A 17,657-nucleotide genomic window follows, 5' to 3' on the forward strand; every position below is an offset into this window, starting at 1 on the left:
CCTGCTTTCACGGTTTAATCAGCTTTTCCACTTCCCTGCGGCGTTTTCGGTAAGAGCTGGGCGTTTCACCATACTGCTTGCGGAACCAGGCGATCAGATGAGAGGCATCGGCAAAGCCGGTGGCGGCAGCGATGGCGTTGATGCTGTTGCTGGAGTCGGCCATCAGCTTGCGCGCCTGTTCCAGCCGCATCCGTCGCCAGTACACCGCCGCCGAATAGCTGGTGCATTTGGTAAAAATCAGGTTCAGCTGACGGAACGTGACTCCGGCAAAAGCAGCCACTTCGGCTAGAGGAACCGGCGAATCGAGGTGGTGCTTCATCAGCTCGATCACCTTGTTAACCACGTCATTTTCATAGACGTCCGGCGGGTTCTGATTCTCTTTCTGCTTCGCCCGGCTGGCAGGCACCGCGGTGTCGTCCACCAGCAGGTACTTCAGCACCTTCTGCGATCGCACCAGCCCGCAGTGCTGGCGGATCAGATCGGCTGCCAGATCGATAGCCGTTCCTCCCGGACAGGAGATAATGCCGCCGTCTTTGATGTAGGTTTTATCGATCACCGGGATCGCTTTCGGAAAGCGCAGGCGAAACTCATCGCGGGTGGTGAAGTGAATCGCACACTGTCGCCCGTCCAGCAGACCGGCATTACCCGCCACAAACGCCCCGCTGCACAGGGTGATGATCGGGATATTACGCGCATGGATCTCTCTGAGCGCATGCAGCAGCCACTGCGGCGGCTGGCGCGTCTCCTCCAGCAGCCCGCCGGCCACCACGAAGTAATCCCAGTTGCGAGAAAAATCCAGCGCCGCCGTCGGTGACACGGGCAGTCCACAGCTGGCGGTGACCGGCTGGTCATCGCAGGTCATCCATTCCCAGCGGCAGAAAATCTGGCGGCTGGAGAAAGATTCATCGGCCGCAAAGCGCAGCGACTCTACCAGCCCCGCCACTGACGCGAGAGTGAACTGTTTCATCAGCAGAAAGCCGATGGTCAGATCGGGCTTGGATTCACCGTTTTGTTCAGGCGCTATCTGTTGCTGCATGGTTCTCAGGGCTCCTGTAATCCGCCCAGCTTGCTCAGCAGGCGCTTCAGATCGCGAATGTCCTGTTCGTTCAGACCGGAAGCGATGGTTTTTTCTGCGCTTTTTGCCTGTTCCACCATCCGTGCCAGCATGATTTCACCGTCAGCCGTCATCGACACCAGCTTACGGCGGCGGTTATCCGGATCGACGACGACGCTGACTAACCCGCTTTTGGTCATCCGGTCGATAACATACGTGCCCGTTGCTTTGTCAAACCCGGCGCGGTTTCCCAGCGTTTGCTGATCGCAGCAGGTTTCTTCCGCCAGCACGACCAGAATGGCGTACTGCACGGCGGATAAACCGGTATCAACGCACTGAGCCCAGCAGGTTGTGGAGTGCTGCCCGGCGCGGCGCACAAGGTGCATCAGCGAGCTGTCGCCGTGCGGCCACAGAGGAGCAGCAACAATTAAGTCAGGATTTTGTGACATGGACCGTCTTGACTCCTTAAAACGATAATCTTATAGTTCGAACTCAAACTGTTTATACTCAAACTATAACCCAAAAGTTTAGCAAAAGAGAACCACATGAAGCTTGTTGTCGGCATGACCGGTGCTACAGGCGCGGCAATTGGCGTTCGCCTGCTTAGCGCACTGAAAGACCTGGACGTGGAAACTCACCTGGTGATCTCCAAGTGGGCCCGCGCCACGATTCAAATGGAAACACCCTACAGTGTACAGGACGTTATCGCCCTCGCCTCCAGGACTTACAGCGAACACGACCAGGCCGCAGCGATTTCCAGCGGCTCCTTCCGCGTCGACGGCATGGTGGTGGTGCCCTGCAGTATGAAAACCCTCGCCGCCATCCGCGGCGGCTACGGCGATGGCCTTATCGCCCGCGCGGCTGATGTTACGCTGAAAGAGCAGCGAAAACTGGTACTGGTGCCACGCGAATCACCACTGAACGTGATCCATCTGGAAAATATGCTGGCGCTGTCGCGCGCCGGCGCGATGATGCTGCCGCCCATGCCCGCCTTCTATAACAATCCGGCCAGCATTGATGACATTATCAATCATTTTGTCTCGCGCATTCTCGATCAGTTCGGTCTTGATAACGATCTCACAAAACGCTGGGGCTAACGCCCGCCATCTTCCGCTACGAATCAGGAGAGCCGGATGAAGTATTACGATGATTTAAGAAGTTTTATCGACGCGCTGGATGCCATGGGCGACATTATGCATGTGACCCGCGAGGTCGACTGCGATTTTGAGCCAAGCGCCATCACCCGCCGTAGCTACGAAATCCAGTCCCCCGCTCCGCTGTTTCATCATATCACTGGGGTAGAATCCGGTTTCCGCCTGTTTGGCGCACCGGCATCGCTCTCTTCACGCAGCGATATGCCGTATGCCCGCGTGGCGATGTCGCTGGGCCTTGCGCCGGAATCCACCGGCCTGGAGATCGTTGAAGCGCTGTCGGCCGCCCGCCACAAGCCTGGCATTCCGCCGGTGCGCGTGGAATCCGCCGCCGCGCCGTGCCAGCAGAATATCCTGCGCGGTGAAGACGCCACCCTCGACCGCTTCCCCATTCCGTTTGCCCACGACAAAGACGGCGGTCGCTACGCCAATACATGGGGCACGCTGATTGTGAAAACCCCGGACGGGAAATGGGTGAACTGGTCCATCGCTCGCGTGATGAAGGTTGACGGGAAAAGAATGGTCGGTCTGATCGTTCCCAGCCAGCATATTGGCCAGATCTGGGCGGAGTGGGTGAAGATCGGTGAGCCGATGCCATACGCACTGGTACAGGGCCCTGCCCCGGCGATCTCCTGCGTTTCCGGTATTCCGATCCCGGCACACGCCGACGAAGCGGATTACATTGGCACGCTGGCCGGTGCGCCCGTCGAAGTGGTGAAAGCGGTCAGCATCGATCTCGATGTACCGGCCACCGCTGAGATTGTGATTGAAGGGCACGTATCAATTACCCGCGACTGTCAGGAAGGCCCGTACGGCGAGTACGGCGGCTACCTTGGCTCCGGCTCTTCCGCCCAGCCCACCTTCCATGTGGAAACCATTACCTACCGCGACGATCCGATCTGGCCGATGTCGATCACCGGCCGTCCAACCGATGAATCCCACACGCTGTGGGCGATGGGGCTGGCGGCCGATGCGCTGACCTATCTGAGAGAAGCGGAACTGCCGGTCAAAGCGGCCTGGATTCCGGAAGATTCAACGGTGCACTTGCTGCTGATTGTTATGCCGGAAAACTGGCGCGAGCTGCTGCCGGGTGTCTCCAGCGAAGAGCTGTCACAGCGCATTGGTGAAGTGCTGTTTAAAACCAGCGCGATGGTGTTTATTCCGAAGGTCTACGTGGTTGATGACGACTTCGATCCGACCAATCTGCGTGAGGTGGTATGGGTGCTGTCTACCCGCGTGCATCCGGTGGGCCGCCGCGCGGTGTTTGAAGATCAGCGCGTCATCCGCCTGCCGCAGTGCTATGAAGAAGAGGAGTACGTGGCGGGTAAAGGTGCCAAGGTGGTGTTCGATACGCTGCAAACCACCCGCCATCTGCACGCCTCGTTCGAACAGGGCTATCCGCAGGAAGTGCGCCAGCGCATTCTGGATAACTGGTAAGTTCTGACGCGTGTTCAACCTGCTCCCGGCATGATTCGCCGGGAGCAGCAGCCTTTACCCAGCGGCAACGAAATCGCCGCGGGTTAATTTACTCAGCCGTCATTGGCTGGGAAAGATCGATAATCCTGTCGGCGCTTTCAATGGTCGAAGGACGGTGCGCCACGATGATACGCGTGATATTCAGCGCGACGATCGACGCATTAATCATCTTTTCGTTATTAACATCAAGGTGGCTGGTCGCTTCATCCATAAACAGCACATTGGGTTTCTGGTACAGCGCGCGTGCAATCAGCAGGCGCTGTTTCTGGCCGCCGGAGATCCCGCCCCCCAGCTCGCCGATCATCGTTTCGTATCCCATCGGCATCATCATGATTTCATGGTGAATATTGCACTTCATCGCGCACTCCATCACCAGTTCCATATCCTGCTCATCATCGAAACCGGCAATGTTATCGGCTATCGAGCCGGAAAACAGGCGGTCTTCCTGCAGAACACAGGCGGTACTGGCGCGGAAGTTATTGATACCGATTTTATTCACGTCAAAACCGCCGATAAATATTTCGCCGCTGTCCGGCTGCAGCAGGCCAGACATCACTTTTAACAAGGTGGTTTTCCCAATGCCGGAGGTGCCGATCAGCGCCACGGATTCGCCGGGGGCAATGGCGATATTCACATTGGAGAAAATCGGTTTTGACAGTGCATCGTACTGATAGCTGACGTTCTTAATCTCCAGAGAGACGCCAACGTTCTCGTCAAACACTTTGCGCGCCGGCAGTTCTTTTTCCGGCTCGCTGTAGGCAATTTCGGAAATACGTTCGTTATGTAATGACAGCATCCTCAGCTGGATAGTCAGGTTAATCAACGATGAGGCCCGATCGGCAAACTGCCCGCGGTAGGCGTTGAAGGCCATAAACATCCCAAGAGTCATGTTGTTCTCTATCACCATCATCGCCCCCAGCCACAGAATTACCACCTGATCGAGGGAGTTGATAAAGCTATTCACCCCGCCGAACATCATGTCGAATTTCGTCTGCCGTAAGGTGGCGTTACTGGCATCAATGTTGGTATTCAGCCAGTGCTGAGAACGCCGGTGCTTCAGGTTGAGGGATTTGATCGTCGCAATGCCGTACAGCGACTCCATAAAATGCGATCCTGAGCGCGCACGCTTAACGATCAGCTCCTCGTTGATCGCGCGATAGAATTTGTAGGTCGACAGGCGGATCAGGATGTAGCAGAGGGTAAAACCCAGCACCACCAGCACCAGCCAGCCGCCGTACAGGGTCAGCATTACCAGCAGTCCGACAGCCATAATGGTATCCATAATGCCGGTGACAATACTGCTGGTGAAGGTTGAACGGATGGTATCCAGCGAGCTGAAGCGCGACTGAATATCCCCCAGTTTCCGCTTTTCAAAGAACGAGAGCTGTAGACTAAGCAGGTGATCGAAGAAGCTGGTCTTCCACTGAATATCGGTATAGGTATCCAGCTTGAGCGACACCCACGCGCGGATCATACTGACAAAGGTTTTGAAGATGGTGAAGAAGATCAGCCCGATACAGATCACCAGCAGCAGGTTGTGATCGCGGGGCGGGATCACATGGTCGGTGACCATCTGAGTACCCATCGGCAGCAGCAGGTTAACCATTTCAATGACGATCGACAGCATAAAAATTTTGGTTAACGCCGGCTTCAGCCCGACGATGCTGTGCATCAGATCCGCCAGACTGATCCGCGATCGCAGCGTCTCTTTCTTAAAGTGGCTGTCGGGCCAGACTTCTAAGGCGATGCCGGAAAAGTTTTCGGACATCTCCTTCTTCTGCACCACTCGTCTGCCCATCGCCGGATCGTTAATCACATAGCGATTACCTTTTACCGCCACCAGCACCACAAAGTGATTCAGCGACCAGTGCAGCACGCAGGGCAGCCTGAGCTCTTTTATCTCCTCCAGCTCAAGGGACAGCGCGCGGCTTTTCATCCCCACCTCGCGGGCAACTTTATCCAGTACGTTCAGGGTGGCTCCCTGCGAGGAAGATCCGTAGCGATTGCGGAAGTTAAACAGATCGATATCTTTACCGTAGTAGCCGCAAATCATTGCCAGACAGGAATTACCGCATTCCGTGGCCTCGGACTGAATAATCACCGGAACCTTACTGCGGATTGAAAAATTAATGCGTTTATAAATCTGATCAAGTACGTTTTTATTCATCACCCGGTCCCTTTAGGCTTTGCACAATTTTATATACTGGCGAGAACAACCACATGTAGAGCGGGCGCTCCTCCATAAACACCACGCTCCTCGCCTTCAGGCCGTTGGCGAGCACTAATTTTCTTTCCTTATAGATAAACTCTTTGTCTTTAATATCCACGATGGTTTTATACAGCGTGACCGGGGAATCGGAGTTCGCGGCAGGATTATTGAGATCGCTTAACTCCCTGCGGGTGGCGGGCATGGACGAGATCGAGATGATTTTTCCGGAAAACTGACCGAATTTATCGGAAGGGAACGCGTCGTAGCGGATATTGACCACATCCCCGGGTTTGACATACGGCAGGCTGGTATCAGGCAGCCACAGCATCAGATAATACTTCACGCCGTGGGTCTGTTTAATCTGTGCCAGGCTGCTGCCGGCTTCTACCATCTGTCCTGGCGTGGCGGCAATCGACTCCAGACGACCATCAATGGAGGATTTGATCATAATCGTACCGTTGGCGCTGTTTTCCACCAGTTGGGTACGATAGTCATTCAGCTGATTGTACTGGCTGGAGATTTGGTTATCGATATCCGACGATTTCACCGTCAGGTCACTGCGTAACTGAGTGATTTGCAATTCCAGCTGCATCTTTTGCGAGGACAAAGACTGGTAGGTATTCTGCTGCTGGACATACAGCGAGTGCTGACCGTTGTACTGATCTTTGGTGATTAATCCCTGTTTAAGATAGCCGCTGTAGCCCTCCAGCGTGCGCTCCATATCCGCCAGGCCGCGCCTTGCCGCCACCAGCATATCATCCGTCTCTTTGAGTGAATTTTCATAACGCGTAATCTGCTGCTGGGTGGTTTTAAGAAAATCTTCCTTATTTTCTTTCAGCTTCCCGATGATCTCTTCCGCATTGGTGATCTTTTCCTGCACCATGGAAATACTGGCATCGCTAACGTTACCGACGCTGGTTGTCCTGGATACATCCAGCTCGAACAGCACGGTTCCCCTGGTGACGGTATCCCCTACCTGAACAAACTGTCGCAGGATGAATCCCTGCTGCGGTGAAGAGATATTCAACGGATGGGGTAAGGTAATGACCTCTCCGTCAACATCAATACGCTGGGTAAAACTGAAGAAACACAGTATGGCAATCGCAAGTGCCAGAAATGTCAGGCAGCACGCGGTAATAACAACGGATGAAACGCCCCTCAGTAAAATGACCCGACCGTTCCAGTAACTTTTCTGGTGGTCTACGGCTTCCTGCCTGAATAATTTTCGACTCATTAACACTCAACCTTGATTTTAAGAATTTCCGAATCCTTCGGTTTGCAGTCAATATTAACCGGATAACACAGTAGTTTCCCCATCAAAAAAGCATCCTAAAAGCCAATTAACGCCTGCTTCAGGATGGTTAATTTACCGAAATATTATATTTAACTTGACTAGCAAATAGAAATGCATCCCTTCCACAAGATTTAAAAATCGTTCATTTGAATAAGGACATCGTATGGTTCAGTTTTTGTGGGGCGTGAATGATATGCCTCCCTTCCCCCGTTTACAAGTCAGGCAAAAATACTTCTGCATAAATAATAATATATCCATAAACACGCTATTGAACGAGACGGTTAGAAACACCTGCGCAGATTTTTAATTAACGCAAAAAACACATTGTTAACAATTAAGGTAAAACATCGAAAACCTCGTGAGATTTATCCCAATTCATCAGAGGATGAAATTGGGATAATGGTATTCGCCACAATGGATAACGGTTACTCCCCTTTTGCTGTCGGCTTAATCTGCCGCGCCTGGGATGCTTTTCCGCTAAGCAAAACATATCTTTTTTGCAGCCGATCGAGGGCCATCTCAACCTGCCTGTGCTGTAAATCCGGCGAATCCGCTTCAAGCTGGCGCAGCAGTTCCTCAACGGGCGGTACGCGGTTAAAATCCTGAGTGATGGCAAAAACGTCTGATTTCAGTTGGCTGACGGTCATGTATTTACCGCGCTTTTCATCCAGACCGTTCAGCCGCTCGGCCAACTGCTGCAGCTTGAGCATTCCCTGATGCCAGTTACTCAGCGCCGCCAGCGGTACCGCATTGTTTTCCATCTGCTGCTGCCACGTCTGCTGCATCTGTAACACCGCAGGATTACCCGGCCACAGCGCCAAGCCCTCAGTCATTAATTGCTGACTGTACTGCTCCGGCCAGCCCGGCGGCAGCGACATTAACCACTTAAGCTGCTTCTGCATCTTATCCGTATGGCGATCCGCCTGCGGCGCGGACTGCCGAAGTTCACTCAGCTGTTGCTCCGTCAGCCGCTCGGGCAATGGCGTCAACGAGACTGAGAATTGCTGATGTGCCGCAGAAGGCCGGGTAAAACTGTGCCAGCCCCACAGCAGCAGCCCACCTATCAGCAGCGCGCTGGCCATCCCGGCGAGAAATGCGCGCCGCGAGCGGCCTCGGGACAGCTTACCGTCAGGGCGCAAGGCGACGGGGAGCGGCCCGGAATCGCCAGTTGATGTGCCATTCAAAGCGCCCGGATACGTATCTGAGCGCTCACCTGCCGAGCCAGCGGCCTCAGAAGGCGCTGGATGCACGACGTAAATACGCGGACCGGATGCGGCAAGGCTCTCCATCGATTCTGAAATAACAGCCTGCGGAGGAAGTATCACCGGCGACTCGGGGATTTCAGCATGCGGCGCATTCTCAAGACGGGTAATTGCCTGCCCGACCAGCTGCTGTAAGGCATCCAGCCGGCTGGCCTGCTTCAGCTCATGCCGCGCCAGCACCTCCATCAGTGCGTTCAGGCTTTTTTCGGTCTGATAGAGCAGAGGCAAATCGTCGCGATCCACCAGCGGCAGCGTTCGAAAGGCTTTCTGCAATCGCTGATTCATCGCGGTAATTATTTCCATCCGGTTATGTGTGCTGCCGGGCCACATCACTGACCACTGATAGGTACTTAACGCATTTATCAGCGCCAGACCTTCATTCATGCCCGCCAGCCCGGCAAGATGCGTTCGTGCCAACAGATACCAGGCGGCAGTCTGTAGTTCAACACCGTTGCTTTCGAACAGTTTCAGGCAAAGGGATTCCGCATATTTCCAGTCCACATCGGGCCGGGCGGGATGAGACAGCTTCATTAATTCTTCACGCAGCGAAATATAATCCGAAAGCGCACGCGGATCGCTGCCTGTTCTGAGATGTTTGTCCTTTTTCACCAGTTTTGTTCCATCAAATATAGGGAGGATTCATAGCCGGGTTGCTACTGGATTAATTTAACATCAATAATCTGGCAATGCTCGAATTTGCTGCCACCGGTAAAAAGTCTTAAGCCACGGTAACATTCCAATAACGAACCGGAATAAGATGGCTAATATTTATTGTGATAAGGAAGACAAAAACACACCCTGTTTTAGATGGCTATAATTCCACATCGATAAATGAAAATTGAAAAGCCAAATGACTGACCTCCGCACTATTTTCATATTCATTCATCGCCACCTTTCTTATTGCCCTCTGTTTCTACTTAATCCAGCAACGTTACCCGAACGTCTGGCTGAATTGCGCCATCACAACCGCCACAGATGCCGGTTCAATACTCCCGATGCAACAATGTAATAATGACGAAAATCAAAAATGCTGAGAGTGGCTGAGAATGGAGAATTTCTTGCCCGATTTCTGCGATTTTATGAATTTTTGTGTTCGGACGGAGCGATATACTTTTTTAATCGAACACACAACAGGGTTAATACAATGATTTTTAAGCCAAAATTTATCAGTTTTGATTGTTACGGCACGCTTATTAATTTTGAAATGGGGCCGACCGCAAAGGGACTTTTTGCCGGGCGCGTTGCGGAGCAGCAGATGCCCGCCTTTCTCGACAGCTTCCGCTTTTATCGTCTGGATGAAGTGTTAGGTGACTGGAAGCCGTTTTTGCAGGTGGTCGAAAATGCCATCCAGCGGGCATGCCGGGCGCATAACGTTGAATACCGTTCCTCCGACGCGCTGGCGCTGTATAACGCGGTGAAAACCTGGCAGCCTCATCCTCACGTCGTCGAAACGCTGGAGCGGATTGCCCGGCATATCCCTCTGGTGATCCTGTCGAATTCGATGGTCGACCTTATTCCACACAGCATCGCCCACCTTAAAGCCCCCTTCCACGCCGTCTATACCGCAGAAGAGGCGCGTGCCTACAAACCGCGCGCGCAGATCTTCGAATACATGTTCGATCGGCTGGGCTGTGGGCCGGAAGAGATGATGCACTGCTCTTCCAGCTTCCGCTATGACCTGATGACGGCCTGCGATCTTGGCTTTATGGCGAAGGCATTTATCGATCGCGGACATGAACCCAGCGTTGACGGTTACGACGTCAGCCGGATAACCGATTTCCGTCAGCTTGCTGGCCTGCTGGGCCTGTGATCCTTACCGGGAAACCGTATGGCGAAGAGAGGAATATGATGTTGAAAGAACATTCGACCGGGGCTGCCGCACTCAATACTGCAGCGCCCGCCGTCTCTCTTTCAGAGATACAGTCGGTGGTGGCTGCTCGGTATGGTATCGAGGGCACGGCCCGGTTACTGACCGCCGAACGCGATCAGAACTGCTGCATCGAACAGGAAAACGGGAACCGCTATGTCTTTAAGATCAGCAATCCATCTGAATCTGCATCAGTTGTAGATTTCCAGATTGCTGCCTTAAACCATATTGCAGGCGCCTCACCGGATCTGCCCATCCCGCGCGTCGTGCCGACGCTGGCCGGTCGTTCCTGTGAAAATGTAACGTGGCGTGACGGATCGATTACCCTCGTACGCATGCTGAGCTATCTGGATGGGGTACAGATAAAGGAAACGGAACGTACGCCCGGGCAGCGTCGCTCCATGGCAACCTGCCTGGCCCAGCTCAATCTGGCTTTGCACGGATTCTCGCATTCTGCTGCCAGCCACGATCTGCTGTGGAACGTCTCGGCAGCTCATCGCCTCAACGAGCAGTTGGAAAGCGTCATCCATCCCGATCGCCGCAGGCTTGCCGAAGAGTTTATGAGGCGTTTTAAGCAGCATGTTCTGCCCTCTCTTCCCGCGCTCAGATCTCAGGTGATACATAACGATTTCCACCTCTATAACGTCCTCGTCGCCCCGGAAGAGCCGGATCGCATCAGCGGGATTATTGATTTCGGCGATCTGTTATACGCGCCGCTGGTTGGCGAAGTGGCTACCGCGGCGGCTTTCCATATGACGGGCTGTGCCGATCCGTTCGAAGGGCCTGCCGAATTCGTGGGAGCCTATCATCGCACGCTGGCACTTACCGAGCCTGAGCAGGAGATCGTGACCGACCTGATGGCAACCCGCCATCTTATTACCGCCCTGATTTCGGAGTGGCGCGCTGCGCGCTACCCCCATAATCGCGACTATATCCTGCGCCACAATCCCGCCGCCTGGGAAGCCCTGGCACAAATGGCAGAGATTTCCCGCAATAGCGTGCGCGATCGGCTGCTGTCTGAAATTCGAAATGGGAGAAATAAATGAAAAGCACCACAGATCTGAATATGGTGAATGCGTACATCCCCGGTCGTGCTGACGTCGGCGCGTTGACCGCCGAAATGATCCAGCGCCGTGATGCGCTACTGGGCCCGGCCTACCGTCTGATGTATGAACATCCTCTGCATATTGTGCGCGGCGAAGGCGCATGGTTGATTGATGCCGATGGCCGCCGCTTCCTGGACGTCTACAACAACGTGACCTCACTGGGCCATTGCCACCCTGCGGTCAGCGAGGCGATTTGCCGGCAGGTTCAGACCCTGGCGACCAATACTCGCTATCTGCACGACACGATCCTTGAACTGGCCGAGCGTCTGCTGGCGACGGTTCCAGAAACCTCACTGGCTCACCTGATGCTGACCTGTACGGGCAGCGAAGCGAACGACCTCGCGTACCGCATCGCTAAGATGCGCACCGGCGGCAGCGGGATTATCGTCACCGAAACGGCCTACCATGGCATTACCGACGCGGTTTCTCAGTTCTCACCGTCGCTCGGCACCTCGGTTGACCTCGGCCCTCACGTACGGCTGATCCCCGCCCCCTGCCATTATCATGCTGAAGGCGTCGATCTGAATGAACGCTTCACGCAGGATGTTGAAGCCGCCATCGCCGATTTGCAGCGCCACGGTATTAAGCCCGCTATGCTGATTGTCGATTCGCTCTTCACCAGTGACGGTATTCTTCCGGGTCCGGCAGGCTTTCTGAAAGGTGCCGTTGAGGCGATTAAACGCGCTGGCGGTCTGTTTATTGCCGACGAGGTACAGCCTGGATTTGGACGAACGGGTGAACATATGTGGGGCTTCCAGCGCCACGGCGTTATTCCAGACATCGTTACCCTGGGCAAACCGATGGGCAACGGCCAGCCGATTGCCGGTCTGTTGGCCACTGCCGACGTGCTGGAAGAATTCGGCCAGCGCTCCCGATACTTCAATACCTTTGCAGGCAATACCGTCTCCTGCGCTGCGGCCTTAGCCGTATTACAGACCATCGAACGTGAGGGGCTGATAGACCATGCCCGCAAGGTGGGTAAGGTTCTGCTGGATGGTATTATCGAACTTCAGGCGCGGCATCCGGCAATTGGCGACGTACGTGGCGCCGGTCTTTTCGTCGGCGTGGAGCTGGTATCCGATCGCCTCGCGCGTACCCCGGATCGCTGGCTGACCAGCCAGGTAGTGAACCGGATGCGCCAGCAGGGGATACTGCTAAGCGCCTGCGCAAAAGGGCACAACGTGCTCAAAATTCGCCCACCGCTGATCCTGAGCGAGGAGCAGGCGGCCATGGTCATCAGGGCGCTTGACCAGGCGCTGACGGAAGCCGCTGCCGCTCGCACCGGGCAGTTAAATCCTGTGGTATAGTCCTTCTATGTCAAATTCAAAATCCCTGGACCTCGCCGACCTCAGAATACTCGAGCATCTTCAGCGCGAGGGACGCTGTTCGAACCTGGAGCTGGCTGAGGCGATAAGCCTCAGCCCCAGCCCGTGTTTAACGCGGACCAAACGGCTGGAACAGAGCGGCGTTATCACGGGCTACAGCGCTAAAATCGCCCTGGATAAGCTGGGCAGCAACGTCGTGGTGTTTTCTGAGATCACCCTCAGCAGCCACTACCCCGCTGACTTCCGAAAGTTCGAGATGGGCGCAAGCAAGTATCGGGAAATCGTGGAGTGCTACAACGTGAGTGGCGGTTACGATTATCTGCTGAAGATCATCGCGCCTAACATTGCCCTGTTTCAGGATCTGATGGATCGTTTGCTCGAGGATGAAATCGGCATTGATAAGTTCGCCAGCCGCATTGTCCTGCGCCAGCCTTATCAGCAACGTGCTGAACCATTGCTGGTGATTGCGAAGGGTAAATCGAGTTGGAAGTGAGTTCGCTACATTATCTCGCTATGCTGTAGAACGAATTCCACCGTTCAGGAGCAAAAAGCTAATGGCATCACCCCGCTTATTTATTATTCACGGTTACACGGCAGGCCCGCACCACCACTGGTTTGACTGGCTAAAAGCGGAAGCGGAAGCGCTGGGAATGGCGGTTACCGTACCGGCGCTACCGGATTCACAGCATCCAGAAAATGAAGCATGGCAGGCCGCACTGGCGGAATGTGTCGGCGAGGTGGACAACCAAACCTGGTTCGTTGGCCACAGCCTGGGCTGCATTACCGCCCTGCGCTACCTGAATCACCAGCCCGTAGGCCGGAATGCCGCTGGCGTGATAATGGTGGCTGGCTTCAGTGAAAACGTCCCACCGCTGCCTGAGCTGGATACTTTTATGTCCGCACCGTTTGATGCCACCAGCATCATACAGCGTTTGCCGCATCGCGCCGTTATCGCCTCCCTAAACGACGATATCGTGCCGCCTGCGCTATCGCTACGCCTGAGCCAGCAGCTGAACGCACCTTTCTACGCACTACCGGACTACGGACATTTTCTCGGCCGTCACGGTATTACCGAACTCCCTTTGGTTCTACAGCTATTGCGTCAGTTTATTACTGCTTAAATTCAATTTATGCCGGGATAGCAAAAAATTAAGTTATCCCGGTACAATCGAACGTAAAAAATAAAATAATAAAAAATCAATAAAAAACATTATTTATCGCATTATCAAATAACAAATTAGGACTAAGCCTAATCAAAAAGAATTAAAGAAACAAACAACACCCCATTTATTTTTAGTTACGATTGAACTTATAAAATTATAATATGCAGCACTTTCTGGCTTAATAAAACACGCCTTCTACAATTATCATACGCATCTTTACGTATGGCCTGACATGGAATGGAATAATGAAAAAGGTTTACTGCAGGGAAGCATTTACGCTTTGCGGTGTTTTGTTATGCATGGTACCCGCACTGACGGTGCAGGCAGCGATTCCCAATATGCAAAAAAAATCACCTTCTTACGATTATCACAGCGACCCGCTTGATCCCTCTGCGGCAACTATTACTCCCAAAGAGAAATCACCGGATCTCTTCGGTGAAACCACGGGGCCTTTGCCTTTTTTTGGCAAGGAAGCCAGAGAACGCGGCTACGACTTGCCAGATCCATATGGTATTGGCTATACCCATATGGATATCCATCAGAATATTAAAGTTAAAAGTATTAATTTTTCCAACTTGAAATTTCCCGTTCCAGGAATAGGCTCTATCCCTGTCGATAATATGTTTAATATTCTCGTCGGCCACACCAGGGAAAAAAGTAAAACGGATACCGCAAGGCTGGATACCTGGTTATTTCCGTTTATGAACGTCTACGGGATTGTCGGGCATACTCGAGGGCGGTCGGTTTCCAATATTAGTGCCTGTATAACAGGAAGGGGATGCCTACCCGGGCTTAAAGACATTGATTTTACGCTGAAATTTAAAGGCACCACCTGGGGTGGCGGTACAACGCTGGCCTACGGCTATCATGACTGGTTCGGTACGATGGATTTCAACTATACCGAAACGCATTTCGACGTGCTTGACGGTAATATCTCCGCCTTTACCTTCACTCCACGTGTCGGTTATCGCTTTACCGTTCCTGGCGTCGAGCGCTTTTCCATTCCTGTCACCCATGCCAGCCTGTGGGTCGGCACCATGTATCAGGATGTCGATCAGGACTTCAAAGGAAATATCAGCGATCTACATATGCCTGCCGGGCTGAGCACGCTGGTCAATATGGTCAACAGAGACGACCAGGGGCGTTTCCGGGTGAAGCAGCACCTTAAATCACCGTGGAATATCCTGGTCGGCGGCCAGTATGAGCTGACCCGTAACTTCAATATCACCTCGGAAGTTGGCTTTTCCAACCGCAATAGCTTTATGGTCGGCGGAGAGTTCCGCTTCTAGACATGGGGTTAAAGATATTGCTTCTCTGTGGCCTGATAGTTTTTTCTCAAATGGGTCAGGCCACCGTTATTCCCGACAGGCAAACCATCGATCGTTTTCTGAACACACTAGGCGCAGATCGTAAAGCCGACATGAGTAAGACGATTGACTGGGGAGTTGTCCCCGGACCTTTCTACACGCCCGAGCTCGGTGTGGGGGTTGGCGTTGCCGCAGTGGGACTTTATCGCCCCGATGAGCATCAGCATCATACGCCGCTCTCCTCCCTTTCTTTCACCGGATTTGCCAGCTCAACCGGGGCTTTTGGCGTGGGCTATGAAAACTACACGTTTTTAGAAAATGACAGCTGGCGTTTTTACCTGTCCGGCGACCTCAGCCGCAGACCGCTGCACTACTGGGGAGAGGGATACCGTGCAGGGCGAAAACAGCGTGGAAAGCAGTCCTACGACTCAACAAAACTGAGCGGCGTGCCACGCATACTCTATCAGTTGGCTAACCATACCTATGCCGGTATCGGCTGGTCCTTCTCCTATGAAGGCGCTTCATCGCTACAGCACAAAACCAACGGCAGTTTCTATCATCAGGATGAGTCACGCCATATCTTCAGCTCAGGAGCCAGCGTGCTGTTTAGCTATGACTCACGCGATTTTGTGGCGAATCCGTCGCGCGGCCAGGTGCTGAACCTGTCATGGACCCGCTACAGCCCGGCGATTGCCAGCGATAATCGTTTTGATGCTTTAGACGCGCAGTACAACCTTTACCATGCCATAAATAGCACCAACCTGCTGGCCTGGGAGGTCTACAGTCGTTTTACCAGCGGACACGTCCCCTGGACGATGCAGTCGCTGCTGGGGGACAGCCATCATCTGCGCGGCTACTACGAAGGGCGATATCGCAATCGTAATATGCTGACCAGCCAGCTGGAATGGCGCAAAAAACTCAGCTGGCGTCACGGCGTTGTGGCATGGCTGGGTGCCGGTAGTATGTCGGACAAACCGAGTGAGGTTCTTGACGGGCACTGGCTGCCTTCTGTCGGGGCCGGATACCGCTTTGAGTTTAAGAAAAATATGAACATCCGCCTTGATTATGGCCTTGGCCAACACAGTTCAGGTTTTTACTTCCAGGTCGGGGAGGCATTTTGATCTTCCGCTTTATCGGCCTGTTACTGCTGCTGTTGCCATTCATTTCATTCGCTAACGGCCAGGCTCAGCAACCTGATGATCCGATAATCCCCGTGGCCGATCTCAGCCTTCCGGCAGGTCAGTCACCGCAGGTATGGCTGTTGACGCGACCACTGCCGCAGCCAAACGGCCTGAGGCCATGCTGTGCTTTCGGCTACAGTCTTAAAGTGAAACTTTTTGGCGTGCCGGTGCCGTGGTATCAGGTGGATAACGTGGTTGCCCCGACAGACACCGGCAAGCACCACTTCAATCCGGGTGTAATGGACATGTTGAGCACGCTGAGTGGCCTGAACAGCGAACATAACGGCCTGGTCTACACGCGGCGGGGGGGCTTCATCGATCTGGCACATCTGCGCGACAGCGCTGATAACACGCTATGGCTGTTCAGCCATATCTGGCCCCGGATAGGACAGGCAACAACGCTGAAACTGGGCGATGAGTTAGGTCAGCGCGAAATCCAGCTGTTTTCCTATCCTCCACCGGCCAGTGCCACTGAGCGTTACAGACTGGCGGTATCTCTGGCAGCGCATCTGGCATTTGAACTTGCCGCATGGCACGAGGTGGCGCAGTGGTACGGATTTGAATCAGTGAAGGGATTTTCCGAAGGCGTTTCCGCTTTTTCTCCGGAAGACCTCTATTCCAATCTGCTCGGTGCCCGCGTGGCGATCGATTTACTCAATGCGGGAGGTGGCGCATCACTGTCTCGCTATCAGCACGCCATGCGCACGATGATCCCGCAGGCGCTGGAGCAGCTTGAGGCAGAGTCTCCCGCAGGGACGCGCTTTCACTTCGATATGCTCGATCGTCTGTGGTGGAACAGCGCCTGTCGCCTGCCGGATAAATTTCTGCTGCGCTACCGTAATTATGACGTTAGCGAACGACGGCTGCCGTCACGTGCACCGGAAAGTGTTCCTCCTCTCTGGCTGACGTTGCCCGATCGCTTTAACGGCGTTGAGCTTTCCCGCTTTGGCCGCCTTGAAATACGACCCGGCCGCTCAATGGCTGGTCTGCCTGCACCGGTTTCACGCTACCTGTTTTCTGATTTTCCCGCACTGGCCGGGGAGGCAAAAAAAGCCGATTTACAGCATTTGGCCAACTTACATTACCGCTGCAACTGAGCAAAAAACCACCTTTCACGCCGAAAAGCCATAATCAAAAGTTATATTTCATTTCAATTTTTAACCTCAGCACATCAGCCTTTTTTTCTACCGGCGATCCCCTTTTGTAAAACTCGCCGCAGGCAAACGTTTAACTGCTGATTTAATGAGCAAATTGGCACTAAA

At 53.7% G+C, this 17,657-nt stretch carries 15 protein-coding genes; 10 read left to right on the forward strand and 5 right to left on the reverse strand.

What is annotated here, in order from left to right:
- Window positions 1-7 precede the first annotated feature (7 nt).
- The gene (locus JOE09_RS16160; protein WP_105593160.1) at window positions 8-1,036 is read right to left on the reverse strand and encodes a GlxA family transcriptional regulator; all 1,029 of its coding nucleotides are present in this window, start codon (window positions 1,034-1,036) and stop codon (window positions 8-10) included.
- A 5-nt stretch (window positions 1,037-1,041) separates the two neighbouring features.
- A complete protein-coding gene (locus JOE09_RS16165) occupies window positions 1,042-1,503 on the reverse strand; it encodes a MarR family winged helix-turn-helix transcriptional regulator (protein WP_105593159.1) in 462 nt (153 codons plus the stop codon).
- 96 nt (window positions 1,504-1,599) lie between these two features.
- Here JOE09_RS16165 and JOE09_RS16170 point away from each other — a divergent pair, with 96 nt between their 5' ends.
- Both JOE09_RS16170 and JOE09_RS16175 read left to right on the forward strand, forming a co-directional pair.
- Window positions 1,600-2,151: a non-oxidative hydroxyarylic acid decarboxylases subunit B gene (locus tag JOE09_RS16170; protein ID WP_205066477.1), complete on the forward strand. Its 552-nt coding sequence runs from the start codon at window positions 1,600-1,602 to the stop codon at window positions 2,149-2,151.
- Between the two features lie 36 nt (window positions 2,152-2,187).
- Window positions 2,188-3,642, forward strand: coding sequence for a UbiD family decarboxylase (locus JOE09_RS16175; protein WP_205066478.1), 1,455 nt, complete (start codon window positions 2,188-2,190; stop codon window positions 3,640-3,642).
- 88 nt (window positions 3,643-3,730) lie between these two features.
- Here JOE09_RS16175 and JOE09_RS16180 read toward each other — a convergent pair whose 3' ends face one another.
- The 3 genes from JOE09_RS16180 to JOE09_RS16190 all read right to left on the reverse strand — a co-directional run bounded on the left by JOE09_RS16180 (window position 3,731) and on the right by JOE09_RS16190 (window position 9,055).
- A complete protein-coding gene (locus tag JOE09_RS16180) occupies window positions 3,731-5,848 on the reverse strand; it encodes a peptidase domain-containing ABC transporter (protein ID WP_205066479.1) in 2,118 nt (705 codons plus the stop codon).
- Window positions 5,841-7,124 (reverse strand): HlyD family secretion protein, encoded by a 1,284-nt coding sequence (locus JOE09_RS16185; protein ID WP_200561527.1) that lies wholly within the window; start codon window positions 7,122-7,124, stop codon window positions 5,841-5,843. The genes JOE09_RS16180 and JOE09_RS16185 overlap by 8 nt, the downstream gene beginning before the upstream one ends.
- A gap of 485 nt (window positions 7,125-7,609) precedes the next feature.
- The gene (locus tag JOE09_RS16190) at window positions 7,610-9,055 is read right to left on the reverse strand and encodes a VasL domain-containing protein (protein WP_338049363.1); all 1,446 of its coding nucleotides are present in this window, start codon (window positions 9,053-9,055) and stop codon (window positions 7,610-7,612) included.
- 535 nt (window positions 9,056-9,590) lie between these two features.
- On the opposite strand from JOE09_RS16190, the gene JOE09_RS16195 reads away from it, so the two are divergent.
- The 8 genes from JOE09_RS16195 to JOE09_RS16230 all read left to right on the forward strand — a co-directional run bounded on the left by JOE09_RS16195 (window position 9,591) and on the right by JOE09_RS16230 (window position 17,492).
- The gene (locus tag JOE09_RS16195; protein WP_200545654.1) at window positions 9,591-10,256 is read left to right on the forward strand and encodes a haloacid dehalogenase type II; all 666 of its coding nucleotides are present in this window, start codon (window positions 9,591-9,593) and stop codon (window positions 10,254-10,256) included.
- Between the two features lie 35 nt (window positions 10,257-10,291).
- Window positions 10,292-11,359 (forward strand): phosphotransferase, encoded by a 1,068-nt coding sequence (locus tag JOE09_RS16200; protein ID WP_239553111.1) that lies wholly within the window; start codon window positions 10,292-10,294, stop codon window positions 11,357-11,359.
- The gene (locus tag JOE09_RS16205; RefSeq protein ID WP_205066480.1) at window positions 11,356-12,726 is read left to right on the forward strand and encodes an aspartate aminotransferase family protein; all 1,371 of its coding nucleotides are present in this window, start codon (window positions 11,356-11,358) and stop codon (window positions 12,724-12,726) included. The genes JOE09_RS16200 and JOE09_RS16205 overlap by 4 nt, the downstream gene beginning before the upstream one ends.
- A gap of 7 nt (window positions 12,727-12,733) precedes the next feature.
- Window positions 12,734-13,237, forward strand: coding sequence for an Lrp/AsnC family transcriptional regulator (locus tag JOE09_RS16210; RefSeq protein ID WP_105593151.1), 504 nt, complete (start codon window positions 12,734-12,736; stop codon window positions 13,235-13,237).
- 61 nt (window positions 13,238-13,298) lie between these two features.
- Entirely contained in the window at window positions 13,299-13,865 is a 567-nt protein-coding gene (locus JOE09_RS16215) for an RBBP9/YdeN family alpha/beta hydrolase (RefSeq protein WP_205066481.1), read from the forward strand.
- A gap of 287 nt (window positions 13,866-14,152) precedes the next feature.
- Window positions 14,153-15,196, forward strand: coding sequence for a hypothetical protein (locus JOE09_RS16220; RefSeq protein ID WP_239553112.1), 1,044 nt, complete (start codon window positions 14,153-14,155; stop codon window positions 15,194-15,196).
- 131 nt (window positions 15,197-15,327) lie between these two features.
- On the forward strand, window positions 15,328-16,335 hold the full coding sequence (locus JOE09_RS16225) for a BamA/TamA family outer membrane protein (RefSeq protein ID WP_239553113.1): 1,008 nt from the start codon (window positions 15,328-15,330) through the stop codon (window positions 16,333-16,335).
- Window positions 16,332-17,492 (forward strand): DUF4056 domain-containing protein, encoded by a 1,161-nt coding sequence (locus tag JOE09_RS16230; protein ID WP_239553114.1) that lies wholly within the window; start codon window positions 16,332-16,334, stop codon window positions 17,490-17,492. Before JOE09_RS16225 ends, JOE09_RS16230 begins: the two co-directional genes overlap by 4 nt.
- The last annotated feature ends 165 nt before the right edge of the window (window positions 17,493-17,657 follow it).

The organism is Pantoea coffeiphila (assembly GCF_016909495.1).
Taxonomy (GTDB): domain Bacteria; phylum Pseudomonadota; class Gammaproteobacteria; order Enterobacterales; family Enterobacteriaceae; genus Erwinia; species Erwinia coffeiphila.

Bases quoted from the DNA above. Each gene is read 5' to 3' on its own strand.
- JOE09_RS16160 (WP_105593160.1), bottom strand. From the start codon at position 1,036: ATGCAGCAACAGATAGCGCCTGAACAAAACGGTGAATCCAAGCCCGAT.
- JOE09_RS16165 (WP_105593159.1), bottom strand. From the start codon at position 1,503: ATGTCACAAAATCCTGACTTAATTGTTGCTGCTCCTCTGTGGCCGCAC.
- JOE09_RS16170 (WP_205066477.1), top strand. From the start codon at position 1,600: ATGAAGCTTGTTGTCGGCATGACCGGTGCTACAGGCGCGGCAATTGGC.
- JOE09_RS16175 (WP_205066478.1), top strand. From the start codon at position 2,188: ATGAAGTATTACGATGATTTAAGAAGTTTTATCGACGCGCTGGATGCC.
- JOE09_RS16180 (WP_205066479.1), bottom strand. From the start codon at position 5,848: ATGAATAAAAACGTACTTGATCAGATTTATAAACGCATTAATTTTTCA.
- JOE09_RS16185 (WP_200561527.1), bottom strand. From the start codon at position 7,124: ATGAGTCGAAAATTATTCAGGCAGGAAGCCGTAGACCACCAGAAAAGT.
- JOE09_RS16195 (WP_200545654.1), top strand. From the start codon at position 9,591: ATGATTTTTAAGCCAAAATTTATCAGTTTTGATTGTTACGGCACGCTT.
- JOE09_RS16200 (WP_239553111.1), top strand. From the start codon at position 10,292: ATGATGTTGAAAGAACATTCGACCGGGGCTGCCGCACTCAATACTGCA.
- JOE09_RS16205 (WP_205066480.1), top strand. From the start codon at position 11,356: ATGAAAAGCACCACAGATCTGAATATGGTGAATGCGTACATCCCCGGT.
- JOE09_RS16210 (WP_105593151.1), top strand. From the start codon at position 12,734: ATGTCAAATTCAAAATCCCTGGACCTCGCCGACCTCAGAATACTCGAG.
- JOE09_RS16215 (WP_205066481.1), top strand. From the start codon at position 13,299: ATGGCATCACCCCGCTTATTTATTATTCACGGTTACACGGCAGGCCCG.
- JOE09_RS16220 (WP_239553112.1), top strand. From the start codon at position 14,153: ATGAAAAAGGTTTACTGCAGGGAAGCATTTACGCTTTGCGGTGTTTTG.
- JOE09_RS16225 (WP_239553113.1), top strand. From the start codon at position 15,328: ATGAGTAAGACGATTGACTGGGGAGTTGTCCCCGGACCTTTCTACACG.